Consider the following 24873-nt stretch of genomic DNA (forward strand, 5'->3'; position numbering starts at 1 on the left):
GTGGCGACGATGCCCAGCGAACCTGCGGTGCGGACCGGACCGACGGCGGCGACCCCGCCGAAGGCGTACGACGGTCACCGGGCGGCAACCCCGCGCGACGCACGAGCAGACCGGAAGAACGCGACGCACGACGCGCGCGGGAACGCGCGCACCGACGTGCCTCCCGACGCGCGCACGGACGTGCCCCGGCGGGACCCGGGGGACGGCGCGTCGACGCCGACCCTGCGCGTGCTGACCGAGGACGGCACGCGCCTCCCCGATCCCGAGCTCGACCGCTGGCTCGCGGACCTCGACCCCGCGGCGCCCGACGACGACGCGCGCGAGACCGCCCGGACGACGCTCCTGCGGCTCTTCGAGGACATGGTCGTGGCGCGGCGCATCGACGCCGAGGCGACGGCCCTCCAGCGGCAGGGCGAGCTCGCGCTGTGGCCCCCGCTGCTCGGCCAGGAGGCCGCCCAGGTGGGATCGGCGCGTGCGCTGCGCGACGACGACTTCGTCTTCTCCTCCTACCGCGAGCACGCGGTCGCGCGCGTGCGCGGCGCCGAGCTCGTCGACCTCGTGCGCGTGTGGCGCGGCGTCGCGGTCTCCGGGTGGGACCCGTACGCGATCGGGATGGCGTCGCCGCAGGTCATCATCGGCGCGCAGACGCTCCACGCGACGGGCTGGGCGATGGGCGTGCAGAACGACGTCGACGCCGGCCGGGTCGACGCGTCCGCCGGGCTCCCCGTGGGGGTCGCGTACTTCGGCGACGGCGCGATGAGCCAGGGCGACGTCAACGAGGCGTTCGTCTTCGCGTCGACGTACCGCTCGCCGGTCGTCTTCTTCTGCCAGAACAACCAGTGGGCCATCTCGGAGCCGGTCGCGCTCCAGTCGCGCGTCCCGCTCGCCGAGCGCGCCCGCGGGTTCGGCATGCCGGGCGTGCGCGTGGACGGCAACGACGTCCTCGCGGTGCTCGCCGTGACGCGTGCCGCGCTCGACCGTGCCCGGCACGACGGCGGCCCGACGCTCGTCGAGGCCGTCACCTACCGCATGGGCCCGCACACGACCGCCGACGACCCGAAGCGCTACCGCGACGCCGCGGAGGTCGAGGAGTGGACCGGGCGCGACCCGATCGCGCGCTTCGAGGCGTACCTGCGCTCCGCCGGTGTGCTCGACGACGCCGAGGCGGCGCGCGTGCAGGGCGTCGCTGACGCCGCGGCCGCCGAGCTGCGCGCCGGGTGCGTCGCGCTCGCCGACCCGCCGCCGCTGTCCCTCTTCGACCACGTCTACGCCGAGCCGCACCACGCGCTCGAGCGCGAGCGCGCCGAGTACGCGCACTACCTCGCGGGGTTCGGCGGCGACGACGGCCCCGCCGGCGACGATGGCGCGGGTGGGCCGCGCACCGCGGGCGACCGGGCGACGCCGGACACCGGGACGACCGCGACGGGGGTGGCGCGATGAGCACCCTCACCGTGGCGAAGGCGCTCGGCGCCGGGCTGCGTCGCGCGATGACGGACGACGACCGCGTGGTCGTCATGGGCGAGGACGTCGGCCGGCTCGGCGGCGTCTACCGCGTGACGGACGGGCTCCAGGCGGAGTTCGGGCCGCGCCGCGTGCTCGACACCCCGCTCGCGGAGTCCGGGATCATCGGGACGGCCGTCGGGCTCGCGTACCGGGGCTATCGGCCGGTGTGCGAGATCCAGTTCGACGGGTTCGTGTTCGTCGCGTTCGACCAGATCCTGTCCCAGCTCGCCAAGATGCACGCGCGCACGGGCGGGACGGTGCGCCTGCCGATCACGATCCGCATCCCCGTGGGCGGCGGCATCGGCGCGGCCGAGCACCACTCGGAGTCGCCCGAGGCGCTGTTCGCGCACACGGCCGGGCTGCGCGTGGTGTCGGTCGCGAACCCGCAGGACGCGTACACCGTGCTGCGCCAGGCCGTCGCGTGCGACGACCCGGTGATCTTCTTCGAGCCCAAGCGCCGGTACCACCTCAAGGGCGAGGTCGACCTCGACCCCGTCGACCCGCCGCCCATGGGCCGGGCCCGCGTCGTGCGCGAGGGCCACGACGTCACGCTCGTCACGTGGGGCGGCCTCGTCGGGACCGCGCTCGACGCCGCCGTCGCCGCGTCCGACGACGGCGTGTCCGTCGAGGTCATCGACCTGCGCTCGCTCTCGCCGATCGACCACGACACCGTCGCGGCGTCGGTCCGCAAGACGGGGCGCGTCGTCGTGACGCACGAGGCGCCGCGGCAGGCCGGGCTCGGCGCGGAGATCGCCGCGACCGTGACCGACCGCTGCTTCGAGTACCTCGAGGCCGCGCCCGTCCGCGTCACGGGCCACGGCATGCCGTACCCGCCCGCGAAGCTCGAGGGCCACTACCTGCCGGACCTCGACCGCATCCTCGACGGCGTCGACCGCGTCCTGGGGCGGGTCGAGCCGTTCGTGCCGCGCGCGGTGCCCGACGCCGGCGTGCCGGACGGTGCCACCGGGTCGCCGGGCGCGGTCCGCACCCCGGAGGCGGTGGCCCGATGATGACGATGCGCGAGTTCCGCCTCCCCGACCTCGGGGAGGGCCTCACCGAGTCCGACATCGTGAGCTGGCACGTCCACGCGGGCGACCGCGTCGAGCTCAACCAGGTCATCGCCGAGGTCGAGACGGCCAAGGCGCTCGTCGACCTCCCGTCCCCGTACGCCGGCGTCGTCGCGTCGCTGCACGCCGAGGAGGGCCAGACGGTCACCGTCGGCGCCCCCCTGGTGACGTTCGAGATCGACGACGACACCCTCACCCCCCAAGACGCCGAACCCGGGGATACGGCCGGGCTCGGCCCCGTCGATGACGACAAGCCCGGGTTCGACGCCACCCCGACCCGGGACGTGGCCGCCGGTCCGCCGGGGGCTGACGACGGGCCGGAGCCCAACCTCGTCGGGTACGGCGCGCGGCCGGAGAGCACGGGCCGCCCGGCGCGACGCCGTCGGACCCGACCCGCCGACACCGTGGGGACGGTCGGGACGGCCGTCGAACCCGGGGTTGTGGCCACCCGGGGCGCCGAACCCGGCGACATCCCCGGGTTCGGCGCGCGGGGGGACGACGGCGGGACGCGCGGCCGGGCGGTGGAGCGGCCGCGGTCGACGCCGCCGGTGCGGGCGCTCGCGAAGAAGCTCGGCGTGCGCATCGACCGCGTGGAGGGCACCGGACGTGGCGGTCTCATCACGCGCGAGGACGTGCTCGCGGCGGTGAGCTGTCATCGGGAGGTCGTGCGCCCCGCGCGCGTCGCCGCCACCCGTGCTGCGGCAGGCGCGGCACCCACCCCCGGCACGACGGCCCATGGCCCTGCCGGCACCGGGCTCGCCCACGCGCCGGAGCCCGGCACGACGCCGTCCGATCCGGCCGGCGGCCCCCGTACCGTGCCCGCCGCGACCGCCGCGGGGTTCCCGGCCGGCCTCGAGCCGGACGTGGTCCCCGTGCGGGGCGTGCGCAAGCACACCGCGGCGGCGATGGTGTCGAGCGCGTTCACGGCGCCCCACGCGACCGTGTTCCTCACGGTCGACGTGACGCGGAGCGTCGAGCTCCTGGAACGGCTGCGCACCCACCGCCTCGCGCGCGGCGCGCGGGTCACCGTGCTGGCGCTCGCGGCCCGGGCGCTGTGCCTCGTGCTGCCGCGCCACCCCGCGCTCAACAGCGCGTGGCGCGACCTCCCCGACGGCTCCGCGGAGATCGTGCGCCACCGGCGGGTGCACCTGGGGATCGCGGTCGCGACCGACCGGGGGCTCGTCGTGCCGCACGTGCCCGACGCGCAGGACCTCGACCTGCCCGACCTCGCCGCCGCGCTCACCGACCTCACGACCACCGCGCGCGACGGCCGCACGACGCCCGAGCGCCTCACCGGCGGGACGATCTCGATCACCAACGTCGGGGTGTTCGGCGTCGACGCGGGCACCCCGATCCTCGTGCCGGGCGAGGCGGCGATCCTCGGCCTGGGCGCGGTGCGACGCCGGCCCTGGGAGCACGACGGCGAGGTCGCGCTGCGCGACGTCGTCACCCTCAGCCTGTCGTTCGACCACCGCGTGGTCGACGGCGAGCAGGGCGCGCGCTTCCTCGCCGACCTGGGCGCACTGCTCGAGGACCCGGCGCTCGCGCTCCTCGCGGGTGGTGCGGTGCCCGACCGACGGCAGGGAGAGGTGACCGGATGACCGTCCTGACGAGCGCCGTCGATCCCGGGTCGGAGACGGCGCGGGCGAACGACGCCGCGCAGCGCGCCCTTGCTGACGAGCTGCGCGAGCGCACGGCCGACGTCGCGCGCGGAGGCCCGGCGTCGGCGCGCGACCGGCACGTCGCGCGCGGCAAGCTGCTGCCGCGCGACCGCGTCGACCGGCTGCTCGACGAGGGCAGCCCGTTCCTCGAGATCGCGCCGCTCGCCGGGTACGGCGTGGACGACGGCGCGTGGCCGGCGGCGGGCGTCGTCGCCGGGATCGGGATGGTGAGCGGGCGTCAGGTCATGGTCGTGTGCAACGACGCGACCGTGAAGGGCGGCACGTACCACCCGCTCACGGTGAAGAAGCACCTGCGGGCGCAGGAGATCGCGCTCGAGAACCGGTTGCCGTGCGTGTACCTCGTCGACTCGGGCGGCGCGTTCCTGCCCCGGCAGGCCGAGGTGTTCCCGGACCGCGACCACTTCGGCCGGATCTTCTACCACCAGGCGCGCCTCTCGGCGGCGGGGATCCCGCAGATCTCCGCGGTGCTCGGGTCGTGCACGGCGGGCGGCGCGTACGTGCCCGCGATGAGCGACGAGACGGTCATCGTGCGCGGGCAGGGCACGATCTTCCTCGGCGGGCCGCCCCTCGTGAAGGCGGCGATCGGCGAGGTCGTGACCGCCGAGGAGCTCGGCGGCGGCGAGCTGCACGCGCGCCGCAGCGGGGTCGTCGACCACCTGGCCGACGACGACGAGGACGCGATCGACACCGTGCGCCGCATCGTCGCGACGCTCGCGCCCGACCCGGAGCCGGCGTGGGACGTCGCGCGGAGCGAGCCACCCCGCGTGGCGGGCACCGCTGTACAGGATCCGGGGGAGGATCTGTACGCCGCCGTCCCGGCCGACGTCCAGGCCCCCTACGACCCGCGCGAGGTCATCGCCCGGCTCGTCGACGGGAGCCGGTTCGACGAGTTCAAGCGCGAGTACGGCGACACGCTCGTCACCGGCTTCGCGCGGATCCACGGGCACCCGGTGGGGATCCTCGCGAACCAGGGCGTGCTGTTCTCGGCGTCCGCGCTCAAGGGGGCGCACTTCGTCGAGCTGTGCGACCAGCGCGGCATCCCGCTGCTGTTCCTGCAGAACATCTCCGGCTTCATGGTCGGCACGGACGCCGAGGCGGGCGGGATCGCGAAGGACGGCGCCAAGATGGTCACGGCGGTCGCGACGACGCGCGTCCCGAAGCTCACGGTGATCGTCGGCGGGTCGTTCGGGGCGGGGAACTACTCGATGTGCGGGCGCGCGTACTCGCCGCGCTTCCTGTGGTCGTGGCCCGCGAGCCGCATCTCCGTGATGGGCGGCCCGCAGGCCGCGTCCGTGCTGTCGACCGTCAAGCGCGACCAGCTCGCGGCGCGCGGCGAGACGTGGGACCCCGACGAGGAGGCCGCGTTCTCCGCCGGCATCCGCGCCGACTACGACGAGCACGGCAGCCCCTACTACGCGACCGCGCGGCTGTGGGACGACGGCGTGATCGACCCCGCCGACACGCGCCGCGTGCTCGGCCTCGCCCTCGGCGTGTGCGCGCGCACGCCCCTCGCCGAGACCTGGACCGGTGACCGGTTCGGCCTCTTCCGGATGTGAGCCGATGACCCCCGACACCCTCCACGACGCGGACACCCACCCGACCGGCGCCCCCGGGTTCCGCACGGTCCTCGTCGCGAACCGCGGCGAGATCGCGTGCCGCGTGATCGGCACGCTGCGCCGCCTCGGCGTGCGGTCCGTCGCCGTCTTCTCCGACGCCGACGCCGGCGCGCGCCACGTCCACGAGGCCGACGTCGCGGTGCGGCTCGGTCCCGCGCCCGCCGCGCAGAGCTACCTGGACGTCGACGCCGTCGTGGCGGCGGCCGTCGCGACCGGCGCCGAGGCGATCCACCCGGGCTACGGCTTCCTCTCGGAGAACCCTGCGCTCGCCCGCGCGTGCGAGCGCGCCGGGATCGCGTTCGGCGGGCCGGGCGTGGGCGCGCTCGAGGCGATGGCCGACAAGCTCGCCGCCAAGCGCATCGTCGGCGCGCGGGGCGTACCGGTCGTGCCGGGGGCGGGCGAGCCCGGCATGTCCGACGACGACCTCCTCGCCGCCGCGAGCGGCGTCGGGTTCCCGCTGCTCGTCAAGCCGTCCGCCGGGGGCGGCGGCAAGGGGATGGTCGTCGTGCGGGCGGCCGGCGACCTGCCCGGGGCGCTCGCGTCGGCGCGCCGCGTCGCCGCGTCGTCGTTCGGGGACGACACGCTCCTGCTCGAACGGCTCGTCGAGGCGCCGCGCCACGTCGAGGTGCAGGTGCTCGCCGACACGCACGGCACCGTGGTCCACCTCGGCGAGCGTGAGTGCTCGCTCCAGCGCCGCCACCAGAAGGTCGTCGAGGAGGCGCCGTCGCCGCTCCTCACCCCGGCGCAGCGCGCCCGCATGGGCGAGGCCGCGTGCGAGGTCGCGCGGTCCGTCGGGTACGTCGGCGCCGGGACGGTCGAGTTCCTCGTGCCCGCCGCGACCCCCGACGAGTTCTTCTTCATCGAGATGAACACGCGGCTCCAGGTCGAGCACCCCGTGACCGAGATGGTCACGGGCCTCGACCTCGTCGAGCTCCAGCTCCGCGTCGCGGCGGGTGAGCCGCTGGGGGTCGCGCAGGACGACGTCGTGCTCCGCGGCCACGCCGTCGAGGCGCGCCTCTACGCCGAGTCGCCCGAGCGCGGGTTCCTCCCGGCCACCGGGTCGGTCCTGGTGTACGACGACGGCGGCGTGCCCTCCGGGCCCGGCGCCTCGCCCCTGCGCCTCGACTCCGGGATCTGCGCCCGCGCCGTCGTGAGTGGGCACTACGACCCGATGCTCGCGAAGGCCGTCGCGTGGGGCGAGACGCGCGACGAGGCCGTGGAGCGCCTCGACGGCCTGCTCGCGCGGACGGTCGTGCTGGGCGTCGAGACGAACACGGCGTTCCTGCGGTCCCTGCTCGCGGACGACGACGTCCGTGCGGGCCGGCTCGACACCGGCCTGATCGACCGGCTCGTGGGGTCGGTGGTCGGGCCCGGCGAGGGGCCGGGCGGTCCGGACGCCGTCGACCTCGTCGCCGCAGCCCTGTTCCTCGCCGAGCATGCGGTTGTTGCCCGTCCTGGGGACGGGACGGGGCACAACCGCATGCTCGGCGGGGGGATCGGGGGGCGGGACGGCGATCCCTGGCGGGCGGGGGACGGGTGGCGGCTCAACGGGGACGCGGCGCCGCGGCGGGTTCTGCTCGTCGATGCCGCCGGGGGCCCGCACGAGGTGCGGGTGTCCGGGGTGGTGGGGGACGCCGTCGTGCACGTGCCGGCACCCGACGACGGCGCGTGGTCCGGATCGACGACGCACGTGGTGCGGGCGTCGCTCGCCCGGGACCCCGGGGCCGACGGCGCGTGGTGGCTGACGGTGGACGGCGTCCGGGAGCGTGTGCGGCTCGCGATCGACGCGCCGCCCGCCGCCGACGGCGTGCCCGCGACGGTGTGGGTGTGGCGCGACGGGCGGACCGTCGCCCTGGCCGCGCCGGACCGCGAGCAGCGCGCCGCGCGGGCGCGGGCCGACCGCCGTCGGGCCCGGGGAGACGCACCCGACGCGACCGACCCCGAGGTGCGCGCCGCGATGCCCGGCACGGTGGTGACGGCCGTCGCGGACGGCGAGGCCGTCACCGCCGGGGCCGTCCTCGTCACGGTCGAGGCCATGAAGATGGAGCACCCGCTGCTCGCCCCGCACGACGGCGTCGCCGACGTGCGCGTACGCCCCGGCGACCTCGTGCGCCGGGACCAGGTGGTCGCCGTCGTCCACCCCCACGACTCCGGCGCGGCACAACCCGCCGCCCCGGTCCCGCAACCCGACACCCAGGGAGCATCATGATCGAGGCCGACGTCCTGCTCGACGACGAGCAGCGGAAGCTCAGCCAGGTGGTGCGCGACTTCGCGGACAGCGTCGTCGCGCCCGCCGCCTACCGCTACGACACGGAACGCCGCCTGCCGATGGAGATCATCGCGCAGATGGGGGAGCTGGGGCTGTTCGGGCTGCCCTTCCCACGCGACGTCGGCGGGCAGGGCCAGGACTACGTGTCGCTGTGCCTCGCCGTCGAGGCGCTCGCGCGCGTCGACCAGTCCATCGCGGTGACGCTCGAGGCGGGCGTGGGGCTGGGGATCGTGCCGATCTACCGGCACGGCTCGCGCGAGCAGCAGGAGCGCTGGCTGCCGGACCTGCTCGCCGGCAAGGCGCTGGCGGCCTTCGGGCTCACGGAGGCCGGGGCCGGGTCGGACGCGGGCGGCACGCGCACGACCGCGCGGCTCGACGGCGACGAGTGGGTGATCGACGGGTCCAAGCAGTTCATCACCAACTCGGGGACCCCCATCACGAGCCTCGTGACCATCACCGCCGTGACGGGCGAGACGGTCGGCCAGGACGGCGAGGTGCGCAAGGAGCTGTCGAGCATCATCGTCCCGGCGGGGACGCCCGGGCTCGAGGTCGGGCCGTCGTACGACAAGGTCGGCTGGCACACCTCGGACACGCACCCCCTCACGCTGACCGACGTCCGCGTGCCCGCCGGGAACCTCCTCGGCGAGCGCGGCCGCGGCTACGCGAACTTCCTCCGCGCGCTCGACGAGGGCCGCATCGCGTTCGCCGCCCTCGCGACCGGCGCCGCGCAGGGCTGCCTCGAGGAGGCGCTGCGGTACGCGCGTGAGCGCGTCGTGTTCGGGCGGTCGATCGGGGAGAACCAGCACGTGGCGTTCACGCTCGCCCGCATGCAGGCGCGCGTCCACACCGCGCGCCTCGCGTGGCTCGACGCCGCGCAGAAGCTCGTGCGCGGCAAGCCGTTCAAGGCGGAGGCGTCGGTCGCGAAGCTCGTCGGCGGCGAGGCCGCGATGGCGAACGCGCGCGACGCGTCGCAGATCTTCGGCGGCTACGGGTTCCTCAACGAGAACTCCGTCGCACGGCACTACCGCGACGCCAAGGTGCTCGAGGTCGGCGAGGGCACGACCGAGGTGCAGCTCATGGTCATCGCGAGGAGCCTGGGACTGGACGGCTAGGAGGAGCAGCATGCGCGAGGTGGTCCAGCGAGGCCTGTACTACGACGAGCTCGAGACCGGCGTGGTGTACCGCCACCGCCCCGGCCGCACGCTCACGGAGGCGGACGACGTCGTCTTCTCCACGCTCACGATGAACCACCAGGCGCTGCACCTCGACGCCGCGTGGGCCGCGACGCAGCCGTTCGGGCAGCGGCTCGTCAACTCGATGATGACGCTGTCGACGCTCGTCGGGCTGTCCGTGGGGCAGGTCACGCAGGGCACGATCGTCGCGAACCTCGGGTTCCGCGAGGTCGAGTTCCCCAAGCCGCTGTTCCACGGCGACACGCTCTACGCCGAGACGGAGGTCGTCGAGAAGCGGCTGTCGGCGTCGCGGCCGGGGCAGGGCGTCGTGACGCTCGAGCACCGCGGCCTCAACCAGGACGGCGTCCTCGTCGCGCGCGCCGTCCGCACCGCGCTCTTCTGGACGCGCGCAGCCCACGAGGCGGCGCCCCCGCGCGTCGGCGCCCATGCGCCCGACGCGCCCGCCGAACCCGGGTCTGTGGTCACCGAGGCCGCCGAGCCCGGCGACATCCCCGGGTTCGGCGCAGGGCGTGACGACAGGCCGGGGCTCGGCGACGAGGAGAGCGCGTGGTGAGCCACGACGGCGGGTTCCGGCTCGGGCCGGCGCTGCTGTTCTGCCCCGGCGACCGGCCGGACCGGTTCGCCAAGGCCGCCGACCGCGCGGACGCCGTCATCCTCGACCTCGAGGACGCGGTCGCCGCAGCCTCGAAGGACGCTGCCCGGCGCGCCGTCGTCGAGGCGTCCGCGACGCTCGACCCGGCGCGGACGGTCGTGCGGGTCAACGCCGTCGGGACGCCCGAGCACGCGCTCGACGTGGCGGCGCTCGCGGACACCCGCCTGCGGACGGTCATGGTCGCCAAGGCGGGCCCGGAGCTGCTCGGCTCGCTCCCCGCGCTCGCGACGACCCTGCCGGGCGTGCGCGTCCTCGCGCTCTGCGAGACGGCGGCCGGCGTGCTCGCGGCGCCGGAGCTCGCGCGGCGGCCCGAGGTCGTCGCGCTGATGTGGGGCGCGGAGGACCTCGTCGCGTCGCTCGGCGGCACGTCGAGCCGGCGCCCGGACGGGCCGTACCGGGACGTCGCGCGCCACGCGCGGTCCGCGGTGCTGCTCGCCGCCGGGGCGGCGGCCAAGGCGGCGGTGGACGCGGTGCACGTGGACGTCGGCGACCTCGACGGGCTGCGGGCCGAGGCCGAGGACGCCGCCGCGTCCGGGTTCGCCGCGACCGCGTGCATCCACCCGAGCCACGTCCCCGTGATCCGCGCGGCCTACGCGCCAACGCCGGAACAGGTGACCGCCGCGCGCGCCCTGCTCGACGCGGCGGCCGCGAACCCGGGTGGACCGGACGCCGTCTTCACGCACGACGGCCGGATGGTCGACGGCCCCGTCCTGCGGCACGCGGAGGCGGTGCTGCGCCGGGCGGGGACCTGACCCGCCGGGCATGGGGACCGGTCCCCATGCCCGGGCGGTGCGGTGCGTCGGACGCGCCGCATACCCTCTCCCCGTGACCGACGCGAACGCTCAGGACCCGCAGCACCAGCACTGGACCGAGGGCTTCCCGCACCTCGCCGACCGGGCCGCGACCCTGCTCGGCGTCGACGTCGCGACGGTCGCGCGCCACAACAAGGTCGTCCCGGGCGGGTTCCACGTGTGGAGCCCGGGCCGCGGCGGCGCGCAGGCGATCGTCGGGTTCGACGGGTCGGCGCTCGTGCGCGAGTCGTGCTTCACGCAGGCACAGCTGGTCCAGGCGTTCAACGCCGGCCACCGCAACGACGCGAACGCCGCGACCCTCCCGGTGAACCACGCCGCGTCCGCGGTGGCCTCGATGGTCGGGATCCTGCGCGGCGGCCAGGCGCAGCCCGCGACGCCCACCGGCCCGAGCGAGGCCGAGCTCGCGGAGCTCGTCGGCAGCGGCTTCGAGCAGACGACGCCGGACGAGATCGCCGAGCGTCTGCGCGCCCGCGGCAAGGGCGCGTTCGTCGTCGTCGGCGTCGACCGCGCGCACGGCCCGGGCCACTGGTACGTCGCGTACTTCGACGGGGAGGACGTGCTCGCGCTCGACCCGATCGCCAACGGGCGCACCGCGTGGCCGCCGCCCGCCGCGGACGCGGTGCGCTGGTGGGCGGACGGCACGCCGACGACGGCGCCCGCGCGGGTCGTGGTCGACGTCCGGTCGGTCACGGGTCGGCGCGTGTGGACGGAGACGACGCCGCTCCTCGCCCCGACCGCGCAGTCGTTCCTCGACTGGGTGGCGACCCTCCCCGCGGAGAAGGTCGTGAAGGGCTACCGGGTCTGGCACGGGTTCTGGTGGGTCGTGCTCTCGGAGTCGGGCGACGACCTGCGTGTCGCGGTCACGGACCTCACGAAGGACGGCATCTCGACGCTCACGTGGGACGTGGACCCGATGCTCGACACCTACCGGCAGCAGCGCGAGATGGTCGCGTTCTGCAAGGTGGGCGCGAGGAGCACGCGCTTCACGGAGACCGTGCTCGTCGACAACGACGTGTACGACGCGCCGGAGGCGTACGTCGAGCGGACCGGGCCGGTCGGTGACGGCGCGTCGGGGTGGGTCGTCACGTCGGTCGCCGCACAGCCCCGCGGAGGGCTCGTGCCCGTGCCGGCGCACGAGCTGTACCGCCGGGCACCCCACCTCGTGCGGTACCTGTCGCTCCCCGAGGGATTCCGCGCGGTGTGGGCGAAGAACCGGACGAACCAGATCTGGAACCCGGACGGCGAGCTGATCTGGGACGCCGACGCGCGCGCCGCGGCCCAGGCCGCGCAGCCTGTGGAGCAGGGCTCGACGGCAGCTCCGTCGGTCCCGGCGGACGGCGCTGCGGTGGACGACGCCCCGGTGGACGACGCGCCGGCGAGCGCGCCCGCGGCGTCCGGCACCGCCCGCCCGCGCGGCAGCGTCGCCTACGAGGCCGCGCGCGACGCGCTGGAGGACCGCGCGGTGAGCCGCGAGCGGGTCCTGGCCGCCGCCCACGGTCTGCGCGACGCGTTCGTCCGCAACGAGCACGTGATCGGCCTGCTGCCGGGCGACGCGGAGCAGGTCCTCGTCGACACGTACCGCCGGGCGGACGCGGGTGGCGCCGATGCCGTGTCGCGTGAGGCCGGCACGGCCTGGGTCCGCGAGGCGTACTTCCGCGGACTGCCGATCGCCGCGGAGGCGGCCGACCGGGTCGACCGCCTCGCGGAGGACGACCCCGACGGCGGGGCCCACGTGCTGCGGGGGTGGATGCGCTACAACGGCTACGGGTTCCCGCAGGACCCGGCCGCCGCGGTCGCCGACCACGAGGAGGCGGCGCGGCGGGGGAACGCCGACGCGCTCTTCGAGCTGTCCGTCCTCACCGCGACGGGGCAGGGCACGCCGGCGGACGAGGCGCGCTCGCGCGCGCTGCTCGAGCAGGCGGCCGACGCCGGCCACCCGCGCGCGCTCTACAACCTCGCCGCGGAGCACGCGACGGGCCGAGGACGCCCGAGGGACTCCGCGCGGGCTCTGGAGCTCTATCTCGCGGCGGGGGACAAGGGCAACGGGCGCGCGGCGTTCACGGCCGGCGTCATGATGCTCACGGGGGACGGTACCCTGCCCGACCCTGCCCGCGCGGGCAGCGCGTTCGTGCTCGCCGAGGAGCTCGGCTTCGACGTGCGCGACGCCGCCGCCCAGTTCCCCCCGCGGCTCGCCGAGCAGGTCCTCGGGGCGCTCGCGGCGGGCTGACCGGACAAAAGACCCGCCGGGTCGTTCCACTTGCGGGCCCGCGCATCGTATGGTCACTCGCGTGAACGTCTACGTCGTCCTGTCCCGCAGTCGTACGGTCCTCTCCCGGACCATCGCGCTGGCGACGCGCGACGAGTTCACGCACTCCTCCCTGGCGCTCGACCCGGGGCTCGACCTCATGTTCAGCTTCGGGCGCCGCCGGGCCGGGAACCCGTTCGTCGGGTGCTTCCGGCGCGAGCGGTTCGACGACGGCCTGTACCGCGGCATGGACGTCGTACCCGGGGTCGTGCTCGAGGTCCCCGTGACGCCCGAGCAGCACGAGGCGATCCGCGTGCGGATCACCGAGTTCCTGCTGGACTCGCACGCGTTCTCCTACAACGTGCGGGGGCTCGTCGGGGCGCGGTTCGGCCGCGGTCACGAGGCGGAGGACCGGTTCTTCTGCTCGGAGTTCGTCTACCACGTGCTGCACGGGGCCGGGGTGTGCGACCTCGGTGTCGAGCGCTGGCAGGTGCGCCCGCAGACGCTGCTCGACCTGCCGGGCCGCGTCGTCTTCCGGGGCGACCTCAAGGACTACGTCGCGGCGCACGGGACGCTCGCGACGATGCCGTCCCTGACGTTCAGCCACGCACGCGAGCGCGTGCTCGGCTGAGCACCGGTACCTCAGGGGCGGTCGGGCCGTGCCGCGAGGTGCGCGTTGACGCGCTCGAGAAGGTCGAAGAGCTGCGCGCGCTCGTCGGGGGACAGCGGCGCCATGACTCGCGCGTTGACGTCCGCGAGGATCGCGTCCAGCTCGTCGAGGCGAGCCTCGCCGGCGGGCGTGATCGAGACGACGTTGCGGCGCTTGTCCGCGGGGTCGGGTGAGCGGCGGACCCAGCCTCCGACGGTGAGCGCGTTGAGGACCGCGACGAGGTCGCTGCGGTAGACGCGCGTGCGGTCCGACAGGGTCGACTGGCTGGCGGGCCCGAGCTCCGCGAGCGCGGCCAGCACGACGAAGTGGTCCTTGTGGGCGCCGACGGCTCCGAGGGCGTCGCTCGCGATCCGGCGGGTCTGAGCAGCGATCATCCCGACGAGGCGCGAGAGCTGTCCCCTGAGCCGCTCCGGAGTGTCGTCGCCGCGATCGAAACGCAGGTCCTCGTCGGTGTTCACGGTGTCGATCCTACCCCTTGCGTTAGTCGCTCTAACGATCTAGATTCATGAGTGGAGCGAACGTTAGTCGCTCTCATCAAATCGAGGAGGACCCATGACCACGACCGAGACGCTCGTCCGCGAGCTCGCCGACCGCGCGGAGCTCGCCGACCTCGTCGCCCGCCACAGCCTGTGGATCGACGAGGCGCGCTACGACGAGACCGACCGTCTCTTCACCGAGGACGTTGCCGTGACGTCGTTGCGCGGAGAGGCGCACGGGGTGGCCGACCTGGTCGCCCTCGTGCGCGCCGGGCACGACCGCTACGCGCGCACCCTGCACCACAAGGCGAACCTCGTCGTCGAGCTCGACGGCGACACCGCGACCGTGCGCGCCCACGACGTCGCCGTCTTCGTCCTCGACGACGACACCGAGTCGATCGCCGCCGCGGTCCACCGCTACGGCGCACGCCGCACCGACGTGGGCTGGCGGATCGACCGCCTCGAGATCACGCCCGTCGCGCTGACCGGGGCGCTCGAGCGCGCGCTGTAGACGGCCGGGCGACGGGCCAGGGCGCGAGCCGTGGGTCGAGGACGTCGGGCGGTCAGCCGGCGCGCAGCGCCGCGACGATGTCCTCGACCCGCTGCTTCGCGTCCCCGAAGAGCATGCCGGTGTTCTCGCGGAAGAACAGCGGGTTCTGCACCCCGGCGTAGCCGGCCGCCATGGACCGCTTGAAGACCACGACCTGACGCGCCTCCCACACGTGCAGCACGGGCATGCCCGCGATGGGGGAGCCGGGGTCATCGAGCGCCGCCGGGTTGACGGTGTCGTTCGCGCCGATGACGAGCACGACGTCCGTGCTCGCCAGGTCGTCGTTGATCTCGTCCATCTCCAGCACGATGTCGTACGGGACGCGCGCCTCGGCGAGCAGGACGTTCATGTGCCCGGGCAGACGACCCGCGACCGGGTGCACCCCGAACCGGACCTGGGCGCCGCCGTCGCGCAGGAGCTCGACGAGCTCCGCGACGGGGTACTGCGCCTTGGCGACCGCCATGCCGTAGCCGGGCGTGATGACGACGCTCCGGGCGTCGCGCAGGAGGGTCGCGACCTCCTCGGCGCTCACCTCGTGGTGCTCCCCCGGAGGACCCTCGCCGCCTCCGGCGGGCGCCGCGCCCTCCTCGGCGCCGAACCCGCCGAGGATGACGGACACGAACGACCGGTTCATGGCCTGGCACATGATGTAGCTGAGGATCGCGCCGGAGGACCCGACGAGCGCGCCGGTGACGATGAGCAGGTCGTTGCCGAGCATGAAGCCCGCCGCGGCGGCGGCCCAGCCGGAGTACGAGTTGAGCATCGACACGACGACGGGCATGTCGCCGCCGCCGATCGACGCGACGAGGTGCCAGCCCAGCGCGAGCGACACGACCGTGAGCAGGAGCAGGGGCCAGATCGACGGCGCGACGACGAACCACGCCACGAGCCCGAGGCTCATCACGAGCGCCGCGAGGTTGAGCAGGTTGCGGCCCGGGAGCTGGAGCGGCGCCGAGCGCGTGCGCCCGGACAGCTTGAGGAACGCGACCACCGACCCTGTGAAGGTCACGGCGCCCACGAGGACGCCGAGGGAGACCTCGACGAGGTGCGCGACGTCGTCGGCCCCGGCGGTGCGGGCGGTCAGGTAGGAGTTGAAGCCGACGAGCACGGCCGCGGCCCCGACGAAGCTGTGCAGGATCGCGATGAGCTCGGGCATCTGCGTCATCTCGACGCGGCGCGCGCGCCACGTCCCGACCGCCGCGCCCACGAGGAGGACGAGCGCGACGAGCAGCGCCGTGACGAGCACGGGCCGGGCGCTCGTGCCGAGCGCGAGGACGACCGTCGCGGCGAGGGCGAGGACCATGCCGACCATGCCGAGCAGGTTGCCGCGGCGCGCCGACTCCTGCTTCGACAGCCCCGCGAGGCTGAGCACGAACAGGACGGCGGCGAGGACGTAGGTCGCCTGGGCGACGGACGTCGCGGTCATCGGGCCACCCCCTGCGGGCGCGCCGGGGCGTCCTTGCGGAACATGCGGAGCATGCGGTTGGCCACGAGGAACCCACCGAAGATGTTGATGCTCGCGACCGTCGCGGCGAGCACCGCGAGCGTCGTGACGACCCAGTCGTCCGAGCCGATCTGCAGGAGCGCGCCGACGAGGATGATGCCGGAGATCGCGTTGGTCTGGGCCATGAGCGGCGTGTGCAGCGAGTGGGTGACGTTCGAGATCACGTAGTAGCCGACGATCACCGCGAGCGTGAACACCGTGACGTGCCCGACGAGCGACGGCGGTGCGAACGACAGCGCGAGCGTCACGAGCACCGCGGCGAGCGCGGCGCCCACGGTCCGACGACGACGGCGCAGGCTCGCGGTCGAGGCCGCCTCCGCGGCGGCCCGCTCGCGCGCCGCCGCCTCCAGCGCAGGGTCGGGTGGTGGTGCGGTCGACCCCGGGGCCGCGCTCACCGCGACGGGCGGCGGCGGCCACAGCACCTCGCCGTCGCGCGCGACGGTCATGCCGCGCTGGACGGGGTCGTCGAGGTCGAGCGCGAGCGCGCCGTCCTTGCCGGGGGTGAGCAGCTCGAGCAGGTGCACGACGTTCGTCCCGAGGAGCTGCGACGTGTGCTGCGGCAGGCGCCCGGCGAGGTCGGTCCAGCCGACGACCACGACGCCGTTCTCCGTCACGACCCGCTCGCCCGGCACCGTGAGCGCGCAGTTCCCGCCTCCCGAGGCCGCGAGGTCGACGACGACGCTCCCCGGACGCATCCCCGCCACGGCCTCGGTCGTGAGGGTCCGCGGCGCGCGCCCGCGCACGAGCGCGGTCGTGACGACGACGTCGGCCTCGGCGGCCTCGCGCGCGTACACCGCGAGGGCCGCGGCCTCCTGCTCGGGCGTGAGCGGCTTGGCGTAGCCGTCGGCGGACATGCCCTGCTGCGCGGCGGGCTCGCGCACGGCCGTACCGCCCATGGACTCGATCTGCTCGGCCGCCTCGGTGCGCACGTCGAACGCGCGCACCTGCGCGCCCAGGCTCGCCGCCGCACCGACCGCGGCGAGGCCCGCGACCCCGCCGCCGATGACGAAGACCTTCGCGGGCGGCGTCTTGCCCGCGGCCGTGACCTGCCCGGCGAACATGCCGCCGTACTCGGCCGCCGCCTCGACGACCGCGCGGTACCCCGCGACGTTGGACAGCGTGCTCAGCACGTCGAGGGCCTGCGCGCGCGAGATGCGGGGCACGGCGTCGAGCGCGAGCGCGGTCACGCCGCGCGCGGCGAGGCGCTGCACGAGGTCGGGGTCGTTCGCCGGGCCGAGCATCGCGACGAGCGTGGCGCCGGGGCGCAGGAGGGATACCTGGGCGTCCGTCGGCGCGTTCACCGCCGTGACGACGTCGGCGCCCCACGCCGTCGCGGCGTCCACGACCACGGCGCCCGCCGCCTCGTACGCGGCGTCGGAGAACGTGGCCCCGGCTCCGGCGTCGTGCTCGACGACCACGTCGTACCCGAGCGCCCGCAGGCGCTCGACCGTGCGCGGGGTCGCGGCGACGAGCCGCTCACCGTCCTTCACCTCGCGGGGGACACCGATCCTCACGTGCGGGCTCCTCACCTCGACGAGCATCGTGGGCGCCCGCGCTTCGTCGACGGCGGGTGCGCCGCGAGCCTATCGGGGGCCGCCCCCGCCGTCCCGGGTCCAACGTCCCCGGGTCCGGCTACAGGTCGCCCTTCCTCTGCAGGTAGCGCATCGCGGCCCAGCCGATCGGGATGCGGGCCCAGTAGGTCGCCACGCGGAAGAGGACCGTCGCGGACGTCGCGAGCGCGGCGGGGACGCCCGCGGTGGTCAGACCGAAGATCAGGGCGGCCTCGATCGCCCCGAGGCCGCCCGGGGTCGGGACGGCCGCACCCGCCGCGTTCCCGACGAGGTAGATGACCGCGACCTCGACGAGCGACAGCTCCTGCCCGAACGCGGCGAGGGCGGCGTCGAACGCGAGCACGTAGCCGAGCGTCATGACGACGTTCCCCGCGATGCCCAGCGCGAGCCGCCCGGGCTGCCCCAGCATCTCCGACAGCCGGGGCCACACCTGCTGGATCGTCGGGCGGATCTTGGCGAGCACCCACGCTCGCACGGCCGGCACGAGCAGCGTCGCGAGCACGGCGAGAGCGACGCCGCCGATCGCGAGCAGCACGGTCGTCGAGGGAAGCTGGACGAGCCCGCCGTCGCCGGTCGCCACGGACAGCACGACGAGGAGCAGGATCGTCACGACGAACTGCGACACCTGGACGAGCGCGACGGTCGCGACGGCCACCGGGGTGGAGATCCCGCGGCGCGTCAGGAGCCGGAGGTTCAGCGCCGCGGGCCCGATCCCGGCGGGCGCGGCGAGCGCGACGAACGACCCCGCCGCCTGGGTGAGCGTGACGCGCCAGAGCGGCAGCCGCTTGGACGCGAAGGCGGCGAGCGTGAGCGCGGCGCCGAACCACGTGAGGATCCCGAGCGAGAAGGAGACGACCGCCCACCACGGGTTCGCCTCGGAGACGGCCTCGGTGATCTGGTCGAAGTTGATCGTCGTGACGACGACCGTCACCGCGACGATCGTCAGCGTCAGCGTGAGGATCGTGCGCGCGCCGAACCGGGTGATCCGCTGCGGCTCGATGCTGGCCTCGGGCAGCCGCTCCACGAGAGCGGCGCGCAGCTCCTTGAGGAGCTCCTTGTTCTGCCGGATCTCCTCGCGCGTGCTCGGCGGCAGCGCGACGGGCTGGAGCAGCGGGCCGATGGCCGCGATGTCGTCGTCCGGCAGGACGCTCACCGCGGACTCGACGGCGCGTCGCGCGCCGACGCGCAGGGCGAGCAGGGCGACCATCTGGGCGAGGTCCATGCGGCGCGCGAGCTCGGACGACGCGATGTCGCCCTGCTCCCACCCGGTGAGCCAGACCTGCGGGGCGCCCGTCGCAGGCTCGCGCGAGACGAGCATGACGTCGGAGGTCAGGGCGCGGTGCGCGATGCCTGCCGCGTGCGCGAGCCGGAGCTGGCGCCACGCCTCGTTGAGCACCGAGCCGGTGAGGTCCTCCACGGGCAGGTCGCGCAGCGAGACGGCGCCGGTCGCGTGCTCCTGGACCAGGACCATGGAGTCGGCGGACTCGGCGACGCCGAGCAGCCGCGGGGTGCGGACGCCCGCCGCCCGCGCGGCGTACGACAGCAGCGCGGTGCGCTCGGCCGCCGCACGCAGCGAGATCGCGGCGCGTCCCTCGCTGCCGCGCAGGCGCAGCGACCGCCAGAACCGGGCGAGGAAGCCGACGACCTGCCGGTCGCCGTCGAGCACGACGATGTCGCGCCGTACGCCGTCCTCCGCGAGCATCGCGTAGACGCGGTTGTCGCCCGCACGCGTCAGCGCGATGGCGGCCGAGTCGGACGGCGCGTCCTGGGCCTCCGTCACGGTGGCCTGCCCGTGCGCTCCGTTCGACGCCCCGCCTTCGTCGGGATGCGGGGGCGACCCGAGGTGCTGCGCGGCGAGCGCGGCGTCCGCGGTGAGGACGGTCCCGGCGTCGTCGGCACCGGGTGCGCGCAGGACGCCGACGTGCACCTCGGCGGTGATGCGGCCCTCGGCGTCGACCTCGGTGATGGGGTCGTCCGCGGCCTCGGCGAGCTCCTCGTCGTCGGTGACGTCACGGACGCGCACGAGCGCCGCGGGGGAGAAGCCGGCGCGTCGGACGCCGGCCACGAGGTCGGGCCCGTACGCGCGCTCGCTGCGCACGCCCGAGACGTACCGCACGGCGAGCCCGGCGATGCGCCCGAGGAGCAGCGTGATGATGATGCCCGGCAGCGACACCTGGCCCGTGATGAGCACGACGCCGATCGCGATGAACAGCAGGTTCCACGACCACTTGACGGTGCGTCGCCGGGTCCGGGTCCCTGCGGCCGTGAGCAGCCCGCCGATCGCGGCGACGTAGCCGGGGATCGTCAGCTGCCACTCGCCCCGCGAGTACACGGAGAGCCCACGGATGAGGTCGTCCGAGCCCCACGCGCGCAGTGCCAGCACCGCGAGCACGCCGAGGAGCAGACCGAGCGCGGCGGCGACGATCGACTCGACGACCTGGCGGCCCAGCCGGCGGACGCCGAGCTCGGTGAGGACGGCGATGGGCACGAACAGCGTGATGAGGCCCTCGAGCACCGCGACGGGGACGAAGAGGATGCGCGCGAGCAGGTCGGAGAAGTTCCGGACGTCCTCGGCCACACCGGCCGTCGTGCCGTGCGCGTACACCGACATGAGCAGGACGACCACGACGCCCACCGCGCACAGCACGAGGTTGACCAGGTCGATGGGGTGCCGGACGCGCTGCTCGGCCGTGTCGACGACGCGGACCGTCCCCCCGTCGTCGTCCCCGCGGCGGGCGAGGAGCGCCTCGAGCGCGCCGGTCTGAGGGCGAGGATCCACCTGCGCGGACCGGGCGAGAGAACCGACCTCGACGACCGCGCCGACGTGGGGAGCGTTGCGCTCGGTCGGCTCGGGGACGGGGGAGGCCATGCCAGCGAGTCTAGGTCGGGGCACCTGCGCAGGCGCGGTATTTGGCCGATTCCTCCGGGTGATTCGCCCCGTTCATCCGCATGCAGGACGGCTCCCGGCCCCCGCTCGGCGGGCGGGTGTGAGCAAGGCCTCCCTAGCATGGGACGAGCGACGGACCAGGGAGGTCGGCATGGCACGTGGCACGACGACGGAGGGCGACGCCGCGGACGGCCCCGACGGCCCGGCCGGCCCCGCGACGCTCGACGCGAACGGGCCGGAGCGCAACCCCTTCCGCAAGGTGTGGTGGCTCCCCGTGGTCCGGGGGACGCTCCTCGTCGTCCTCGGTCTCCTCCTCATGATCGAGCCGCTGGAGCAGCTCGGGACGCTGCGGGTCGTGCTCGGCGCGTTCCTCGTGGCCGACGGCGTGCTGGTCGCCGTGCAGGGGTTCGTGCACCGTAGGCAGGTGGGCTCGGCGTGGTGGCTCGCGCAGGCGGCCGTCAACGTCGTGTTCGGCGTCGTCGTGGCGCTGTGGCCGGACCTCACCGCGACCGCGCTCTACTACGTGCTCGCCGTGTGGGTGCTCGTGCTCGGCATCACGACGATCGCCGGGGCGTCGGCGCTCGTCCGGAACCGCGACCTCGGCTGGGCGTGGATGCTCGCCGTCGGGATCGTCTCGGTGCTGTTCGGGGTCCTGCTCGTCACGCGGCCGCTCGACGCCTTCGACGTGCTGCGGCTCGTCACCGTCGTGTTCGCGCTCTACGCGTTCGTGACCGGGGCGATCCACGTCGTGTCGGGGTTCGCCGTCCGCGCGGTGGCGCGCGAGCTCGCCGACCTCCGCGCGCAGGCCGTCGCGGCGGGGGTCGTCGTGACGGGCGGGTCCGTGCTCGGCGCGCCCGCCGCCCGCCCGGGCGTCGCGCCGCCGTCGGCCACGGGTGGCACGGCGTCGCGCACCGCGGGCGCCCCTGCGCCGACGCCCGCAGAACCGCAGCCGGAGCAGGGGCCGGAGCGGGGAGCGGAGCCCGAGCCCGGGCGACGGCGGGACGAGCCCCCGGGGACCGGACGGCTCCCTTAGCATGTGACGGCCGTCCGTCGAGCACGAGGAGCACCGGTGGTCACTGCGTACGACATCCTGTTCGGCCTCACCCCGCAGGACGCGGTGGACGGGGCACCGGTCGGGACGGCGGATCTGCTGGCGCCGCCCGTCGCTCCTTGGAGCGAGGCGGCCTGGGGCTGGATCGGCGCCGCCGGGCCGGGGATCGAGCCGCGGACGTGGCCGCGGAGCCCGAGCACCGGGCTGCCGATGCGGCACGCCGTCACGCTGCGGCTGCCGGCCGAGTACCAGCGCCGGGGTCCGGAGCTCCCGGGCGTGGCGTACTTCCTCGGTGAGGGTCAGTTCGCGACCGAGCTCGACGCGAGCGACCCGGAGGACCCGTTCGTGGTCGACGTGCGCACGGCGCGCGAGCACCCGGAGGCGCTCGTGCTCAGCGACATCATCGGTCAGAGCTTCGCCCTGGTGTGGCTGACCGAGCACGAGCTCGCGGCCGGCCCGACCGCACCCCCGCCCGACACCCGCCGTCCGGGTGAGCACGTCGCGACGGACGAGGGGGAGAACGCGTGGGACCCGCCGCGGGGCACGCGTCGCGGCGAGGACCTGTCGGTCACCCGGTGGGCCTACCTCGTCGCGAGGGTCGACGACCCGAACGCGGGCGCCGCCCCCGGCCGGGAGGAGACCGGCTGGGTCTCGCCGTGGGACGAGAGCTGGACGGGGTTCCCGGAGGGGGAGAGCCCCTGGGTGGACGACCATCTCGGCGGGACGTCGGAGGCGATGGTCGACTCGCTCTCCGGTGACTTCACGCCGCACTACCTCGAGCTGGCCACACCCACGTGGGGTGTCGACTACGGCAACCGCGAGACCCACCTGATCGACCTCCGGACGGGCGCGTTCGGGATCGCCTGACGGCGTGCGCGACTCGAGGGCGTCGCGAGGCAGCCGTCACGCGAGGCCGAGCGACTGCTTCCACTCCAGGGGGAGGAGTGCGTACCCGACGAACGCGACGACGTCGAGCAGGGTGTGCGCGACCACGAGCGGCATGACCCGGTGCCGTCCCCACCGGGACGTGTAGAACCACGAGAAGACGACGCCCATGACGACGTTCCCGACGAACGGTCCGAACCCCTGGTACAGGTGGTAAGAGCCGCGCAGCAACGAGCTCCACACGACGAACTTCACGCGCCCCCAGCCGAGGTCACGCGTGCGCTCGAACAGGTAGCCGACGGCGATGACCTCCTCGAGCAGCCCGTTCTGCAGCGCGGCGAGGACCAGCACGGGCACGGTCCACCACGCCGCGTTGAGCGCCGACGCCTGCACCTCGACCGTGATGCCGAGCAGCCGGCCGAGCGCGTAGAAGCCCAGCCCGGGGATGCCGATCGCGGCGGCGAGCGCGAACCCCCAGCCGACGTCGCGCACGGGCCGGGCGCCGTCGAGCCCGATGGCCCGCACGGCCGAGCGGCCGCTCGCGCTGAGCAGGTACAGCGCGAGCGCGACGGGGAGCACCGCGAAGAAGATGCCGACGAGCTGGTAGGTGAGGTCCAGGTAGGGACGTGCGGACTGGCTGACGTTGAGGCTGGCCGACTGGTCGCGCAGGGGCGTGCCGGCGGTGAGCCGGGCGACGATGTTGATGATCGCGTAGACCGCCGACTTCCCGAGGCTCAGGCCGAGGACGATCCAGATCTCCGCGCCGATGCGGCGTCGCGTCGCACGGTCGGGACGCGCGGGGGAGGCGTCGGCCACCGGTGGGGCCGCCGTCGGGCCGGGCCCGGGCAGCGGCTCGGGCGCGGTCGCGGGGGTGGAGGCGGTCAGGTCGGGCACCGTCCGGTTATAGCACCGGTCCCCGGGAGCGGGCTCGACGCCGCCTGGACGCCTGGTGTCCCCGAGCACGGGCCCGCCCCTCGTGCTCGGCGGGGTGGGGTGCCCCGGGTCAGGTGCCGCGGGGACGGCCCGGGCGGCGGGGCGGGCGGACGTCGCGGGGGAGGCGGCCGGCGTCGTCGAGCGCGCGGCGCAGCAGCATCTCGATCTGCGCGTTGACGCTGCGCAGGTCGTCTCCGGCCCAGCGGGCGAGGGCGTCGTGGACGGCGGGGTCGAGGCGCAGGAGCACGGACTTGCGCTGCGGGCGCTGCTCCCTGCCCGGGGGCACGCCGGGGCCCGACGACGGCTGCTCGCCGTCGCCGGGCGCGTCGGGGGTGCGGGGGGTCACTGGTAGAGCGACCCCGTGTTGACGACGGGCGTCACGCGGCTGTCGCCGCAGAGCACGACGAGGAGGTTGGAGACCATCGTCGCGCGGCGCTCGTCGTCGAGCGTGACGATGTCCTCGGCCTCCAGGCGCGAGAGCGCGTCCTCGACCATGGACACCGCACCCTCGACGATGCGCGACCGGGCGGCGATGATCGCCCCGGCCTGCTGGCGCTGGAGCATCGCCTGGGCGATCTCGGGCGCGTAGGCGAGGTTGGAGATGCGCGCCTCGATGACCTCGACGCCCGCCACGACGACGCGCGCCGCGACCTCGGCCGCGATCTCCGCCGACACGACCTCGGTGGCCCCGCGCAGGGACTGCTCGCCCGCCTCCGCGTCGTCGTAGGGGTGCGACATCGCGACGTGGCGCAGCGCGGACTCCGCCTGGACGCGGACGAAGTCGGTGTAGTCCTCGACGGCGAAGCTCGCCTTGGCGGTGTCCGCGACCTGCCACACGACGATCGCGGCGATGTTGATCGGGTTGCCGTCGGCGTCGTTGACCTTGAGCTCGCTCGTCTCGAAGTTGCGCACGCGGACCGACACGCGCTTGCGGCTGGAGAACGGCACCGTCGCGACGAGCCCCGTGCGACGGATGGTCCCGAGGTACCGACCGAAGAACTGGACGACGAGCGTCTGCCCGGGGTTGATGACCTTGACCATCGTGAGCAGGAAGAGGCCGAGCAGGATCGCGACGACGCCGAGCACGGCGCCGACCGGGGTGGAGGTCGCGAACAGGGCGATCGAGCCGCCGAGGAACGCGAGGACGAGCAGGATCACCAGGCCGCCGCCGCCTGCGCCGAGCGACCACGCGGGCTGCTCGGTGACGTCGACACGCGTGCCGTCGTGGCCGACGGGACGACCGGTCGGCTCGCCGCCGACGGACTCCTGCGGGGGTGCTGCGCTCTCGGTCACGGGGTCCGTCCTCT

20 protein-coding genes are annotated in these 24873 nt (G+C 75.0%); 13 read left to right on the plus strand and 7 right to left on the minus strand.

Going from position 1 to position 24873, the window contains the following annotated elements:
- Positions 1 to 9 precede the first annotated feature (9 nt).
- The 10 genes from pdhA to JN535_RS02060 all read left to right on the plus strand — a co-directional run bounded on the left by pdhA (position 10) and on the right by JN535_RS02060 (position 13670).
- The gene (pdhA, locus tag JN535_RS02015) at positions 10 to 1440 is read left to right on the plus strand and encodes a pyruvate dehydrogenase (acetyl-transferring) E1 component subunit alpha (protein WP_205201478.1); all 1431 of its coding nucleotides are present in this window, start codon (positions 10 to 12) and stop codon (positions 1438 to 1440) included.
- Positions 1437 to 2513, plus strand: coding sequence for an alpha-ketoacid dehydrogenase subunit beta (locus JN535_RS02020; protein ID WP_205201480.1), 1077 nt, complete (start codon positions 1437 to 1439; stop codon positions 2511 to 2513). The genes pdhA and JN535_RS02020 overlap by 4 nt, the downstream gene beginning before the upstream one ends.
- Entirely contained in the window at positions 2510 to 4171 is a 1662-nt protein-coding gene (locus JN535_RS02025) for a dihydrolipoamide acetyltransferase family protein (RefSeq protein WP_374100395.1), read from the plus strand. The genes JN535_RS02020 and JN535_RS02025 overlap by 4 nt, the downstream gene beginning before the upstream one ends.
- A complete protein-coding gene (locus tag JN535_RS02030; RefSeq protein WP_205201488.1) occupies positions 4168 to 5808 on the plus strand; it encodes a carboxyl transferase domain-containing protein in 1641 nt (546 codons plus the stop codon). The genes JN535_RS02025 and JN535_RS02030 overlap by 4 nt, the downstream gene beginning before the upstream one ends.
- Before the next feature lie 4 nt (positions 5809 to 5812).
- Complete coding sequence (locus tag JN535_RS02035; RefSeq protein WP_205201490.1) at positions 5813 to 8077, plus strand: ATP-binding protein; 2265 nt, start codon at positions 5813 to 5815, stop codon at positions 8075 to 8077.
- A complete protein-coding gene (locus tag JN535_RS02040; RefSeq protein ID WP_205201492.1) occupies positions 8074 to 9249 on the plus strand; it encodes an acyl-CoA dehydrogenase family protein in 1176 nt (391 codons plus the stop codon). Before JN535_RS02035 ends, JN535_RS02040 begins: the two co-directional genes overlap by 4 nt.
- Positions 9250 to 9259: 10 nt before the next feature.
- A complete protein-coding gene (locus tag JN535_RS02045; protein WP_205201494.1) occupies positions 9260 to 9883 on the plus strand; it encodes a MaoC family dehydratase in 624 nt (207 codons plus the stop codon).
- A complete protein-coding gene (locus tag JN535_RS02050) occupies positions 9877 to 10734 on the plus strand; it encodes an HpcH/HpaI aldolase/citrate lyase family protein (RefSeq protein ID WP_307868086.1) in 858 nt (285 codons plus the stop codon). Before JN535_RS02045 ends, JN535_RS02050 begins: the two co-directional genes overlap by 7 nt.
- 73 nt (positions 10735 to 10807) lie before the next feature.
- Entirely contained in the window at positions 10808 to 13021 is a 2214-nt protein-coding gene (locus tag JN535_RS21405; protein WP_205201496.1) for a tetratricopeptide repeat protein, read from the plus strand.
- Between the two features lie 61 nt (positions 13022 to 13082).
- On the plus strand, positions 13083 to 13670 hold the full coding sequence (locus JN535_RS02060; RefSeq protein WP_205201498.1) for a hypothetical protein: 588 nt from the start codon (positions 13083 to 13085) through the stop codon (positions 13668 to 13670).
- Positions 13671 to 13681: 11 nt separating this feature from the next.
- Here JN535_RS02060 and JN535_RS02065 read toward each other — a convergent pair whose 3' ends face one another.
- On the minus strand, positions 13682 to 14167 hold the full coding sequence (locus JN535_RS02065; protein ID WP_205201500.1) for a MarR family winged helix-turn-helix transcriptional regulator: 486 nt from the start codon (positions 14165 to 14167) through the stop codon (positions 13682 to 13684).
- 94 nt (positions 14168 to 14261) lie between these two features.
- On the opposite strand from JN535_RS02065, the gene JN535_RS02070 reads away from it, so the two are divergent.
- Complete coding sequence (locus JN535_RS02070; RefSeq protein WP_205201502.1) at positions 14262 to 14696, plus strand: nuclear transport factor 2 family protein; 435 nt, start codon at positions 14262 to 14264, stop codon at positions 14694 to 14696.
- Positions 14697 to 14748: 52 nt separating this feature from the next.
- On the opposite strand, the gene pntB is transcribed toward JN535_RS02070, so the two are convergent.
- The 3 genes from pntB to JN535_RS02085 form a co-directional block, all read right to left on the minus strand.
- Positions 14749 to 16161 carry a Re/Si-specific NAD(P)(+) transhydrogenase subunit beta gene (pntB, locus tag JN535_RS02075; protein WP_205201508.1) on the minus strand — a complete coding sequence of 471 codons (1413 nt, stop codon included), beginning with the start codon at positions 16159 to 16161 and terminating at the stop codon, positions 14749 to 14751.
- A complete protein-coding gene (locus JN535_RS02080; protein ID WP_205201511.1) occupies positions 16158 to 17753 on the minus strand; it encodes a Re/Si-specific NAD(P)(+) transhydrogenase subunit alpha in 1596 nt (531 codons plus the stop codon). Before JN535_RS02080 ends, pntB begins: the two co-directional genes overlap by 4 nt.
- A gap of 118 nt (positions 17754 to 17871) precedes the next feature.
- Positions 17872 to 20679, minus strand: a complete 2808-nt coding sequence (locus tag JN535_RS02085) for a flippase-like domain-containing protein (protein WP_205201513.1) — start codon at positions 20677 to 20679, stop codon at positions 17872 to 17874.
- A 169-nt stretch (positions 20680 to 20848) separates the two neighbouring features.
- Here JN535_RS02085 and JN535_RS02090 point away from each other — a divergent pair, with 169 nt between their 5' ends.
- A complete protein-coding gene (locus tag JN535_RS02090) occupies positions 20849 to 21730 on the plus strand; it encodes an HdeD family acid-resistance protein (protein ID WP_205201515.1) in 882 nt (293 codons plus the stop codon).
- 36 nt (positions 21731 to 21766) lie between these two features.
- Positions 21767 to 22615 (plus strand): hypothetical protein, encoded by an 849-nt coding sequence (locus JN535_RS02095; protein ID WP_205201517.1) that lies wholly within the window; start codon positions 21767 to 21769, stop codon positions 22613 to 22615.
- A 36-nt stretch (positions 22616 to 22651) separates the two neighbouring features.
- Here the strand turns inward: JN535_RS02095 and JN535_RS02100 are convergent, their stop codons facing one another.
- The 3 genes from JN535_RS02100 to JN535_RS02110 all read right to left on the minus strand — a co-directional run bounded on the left by JN535_RS02100 (position 22652) and on the right by JN535_RS02110 (position 24859).
- Positions 22652 to 23449 (minus strand): CPBP family intramembrane glutamic endopeptidase, encoded by a 798-nt coding sequence (locus tag JN535_RS02100; protein WP_205202957.1) that lies wholly within the window; start codon positions 23447 to 23449, stop codon positions 22652 to 22654.
- Between the two features lie 187 nt (positions 23450 to 23636).
- Complete coding sequence (locus JN535_RS02105) at positions 23637 to 23912, minus strand: hypothetical protein (RefSeq protein WP_240200422.1); 276 nt, start codon at positions 23910 to 23912, stop codon at positions 23637 to 23639.
- Positions 23909 to 24859 carry an SPFH domain-containing protein gene (locus tag JN535_RS02110; protein WP_307868090.1) on the minus strand — a complete coding sequence of 317 codons (951 nt, stop codon included), beginning with the start codon at positions 24857 to 24859 and terminating at the stop codon, positions 23909 to 23911. Before JN535_RS02110 ends, JN535_RS02105 begins: the two co-directional genes overlap by 4 nt.
- Between the last annotated feature and the right edge of the window lie 14 nt (positions 24860 to 24873).

It is taken from the genome of Cellulosimicrobium cellulans (genome assembly GCF_016921195.1).
GTDB lineage: Bacteria > Actinomycetota > Actinomycetes > Actinomycetales > Cellulomonadaceae > Cellulosimicrobium > Cellulosimicrobium cellulans_F.

What these genes read in the sequence shown, in the direction of transcription:
- JN535_RS02035 (WP_205201490.1), top strand. Translation starts at nt 5,813, where the DNA reads ATGACCCCCGACACCCTCCACGACGCGGACACCCACCCGACCGGCGCC.
- JN535_RS02040 (WP_205201492.1), top strand. Translation starts at nt 8,074, where the DNA reads ATGATCGAGGCCGACGTCCTGCTCGACGACGAGCAGCGGAAGCTCAGC.
- JN535_RS02070 (WP_205201502.1), top strand. Translation starts at nt 14,262, where the DNA reads ATGACCACGACCGAGACGCTCGTCCGCGAGCTCGCCGACCGCGCGGAG.
- JN535_RS02025 (WP_374100395.1), top strand. Translation starts at nt 2,510, where the DNA reads ATGATGACGATGCGCGAGTTCCGCCTCCCCGACCTCGGGGAGGGCCTC.
- JN535_RS02030 (WP_205201488.1), top strand. Translation starts at nt 4,168, where the DNA reads ATGACCGTCCTGACGAGCGCCGTCGATCCCGGGTCGGAGACGGCGCGG.
- pntB (WP_205201508.1), bottom strand. Translation starts at nt 16,161, where the DNA reads ATGACCGCGACGTCCGTCGCCCAGGCGACCTACGTCCTCGCCGCCGTC.
- pdhA (WP_205201478.1), top strand. Translation starts at nt 10, where the DNA reads ATGCCCAGCGAACCTGCGGTGCGGACCGGACCGACGGCGGCGACCCCG.
- JN535_RS02085 (WP_205201513.1), bottom strand. Translation starts at nt 20,679, where the DNA reads ATGGCCTCCCCCGTCCCCGAGCCGACCGAGCGCAACGCTCCCCACGTC.
- JN535_RS02090 (WP_205201515.1), top strand. Translation starts at nt 20,849, where the DNA reads ATGGCACGTGGCACGACGACGGAGGGCGACGCCGCGGACGGCCCCGAC.
- JN535_RS02020 (WP_205201480.1), top strand. Translation starts at nt 1,437, where the DNA reads ATGAGCACCCTCACCGTGGCGAAGGCGCTCGGCGCCGGGCTGCGTCGC.
- JN535_RS02045 (WP_205201494.1), top strand. Translation starts at nt 9,260, where the DNA reads ATGCGCGAGGTGGTCCAGCGAGGCCTGTACTACGACGAGCTCGAGACC.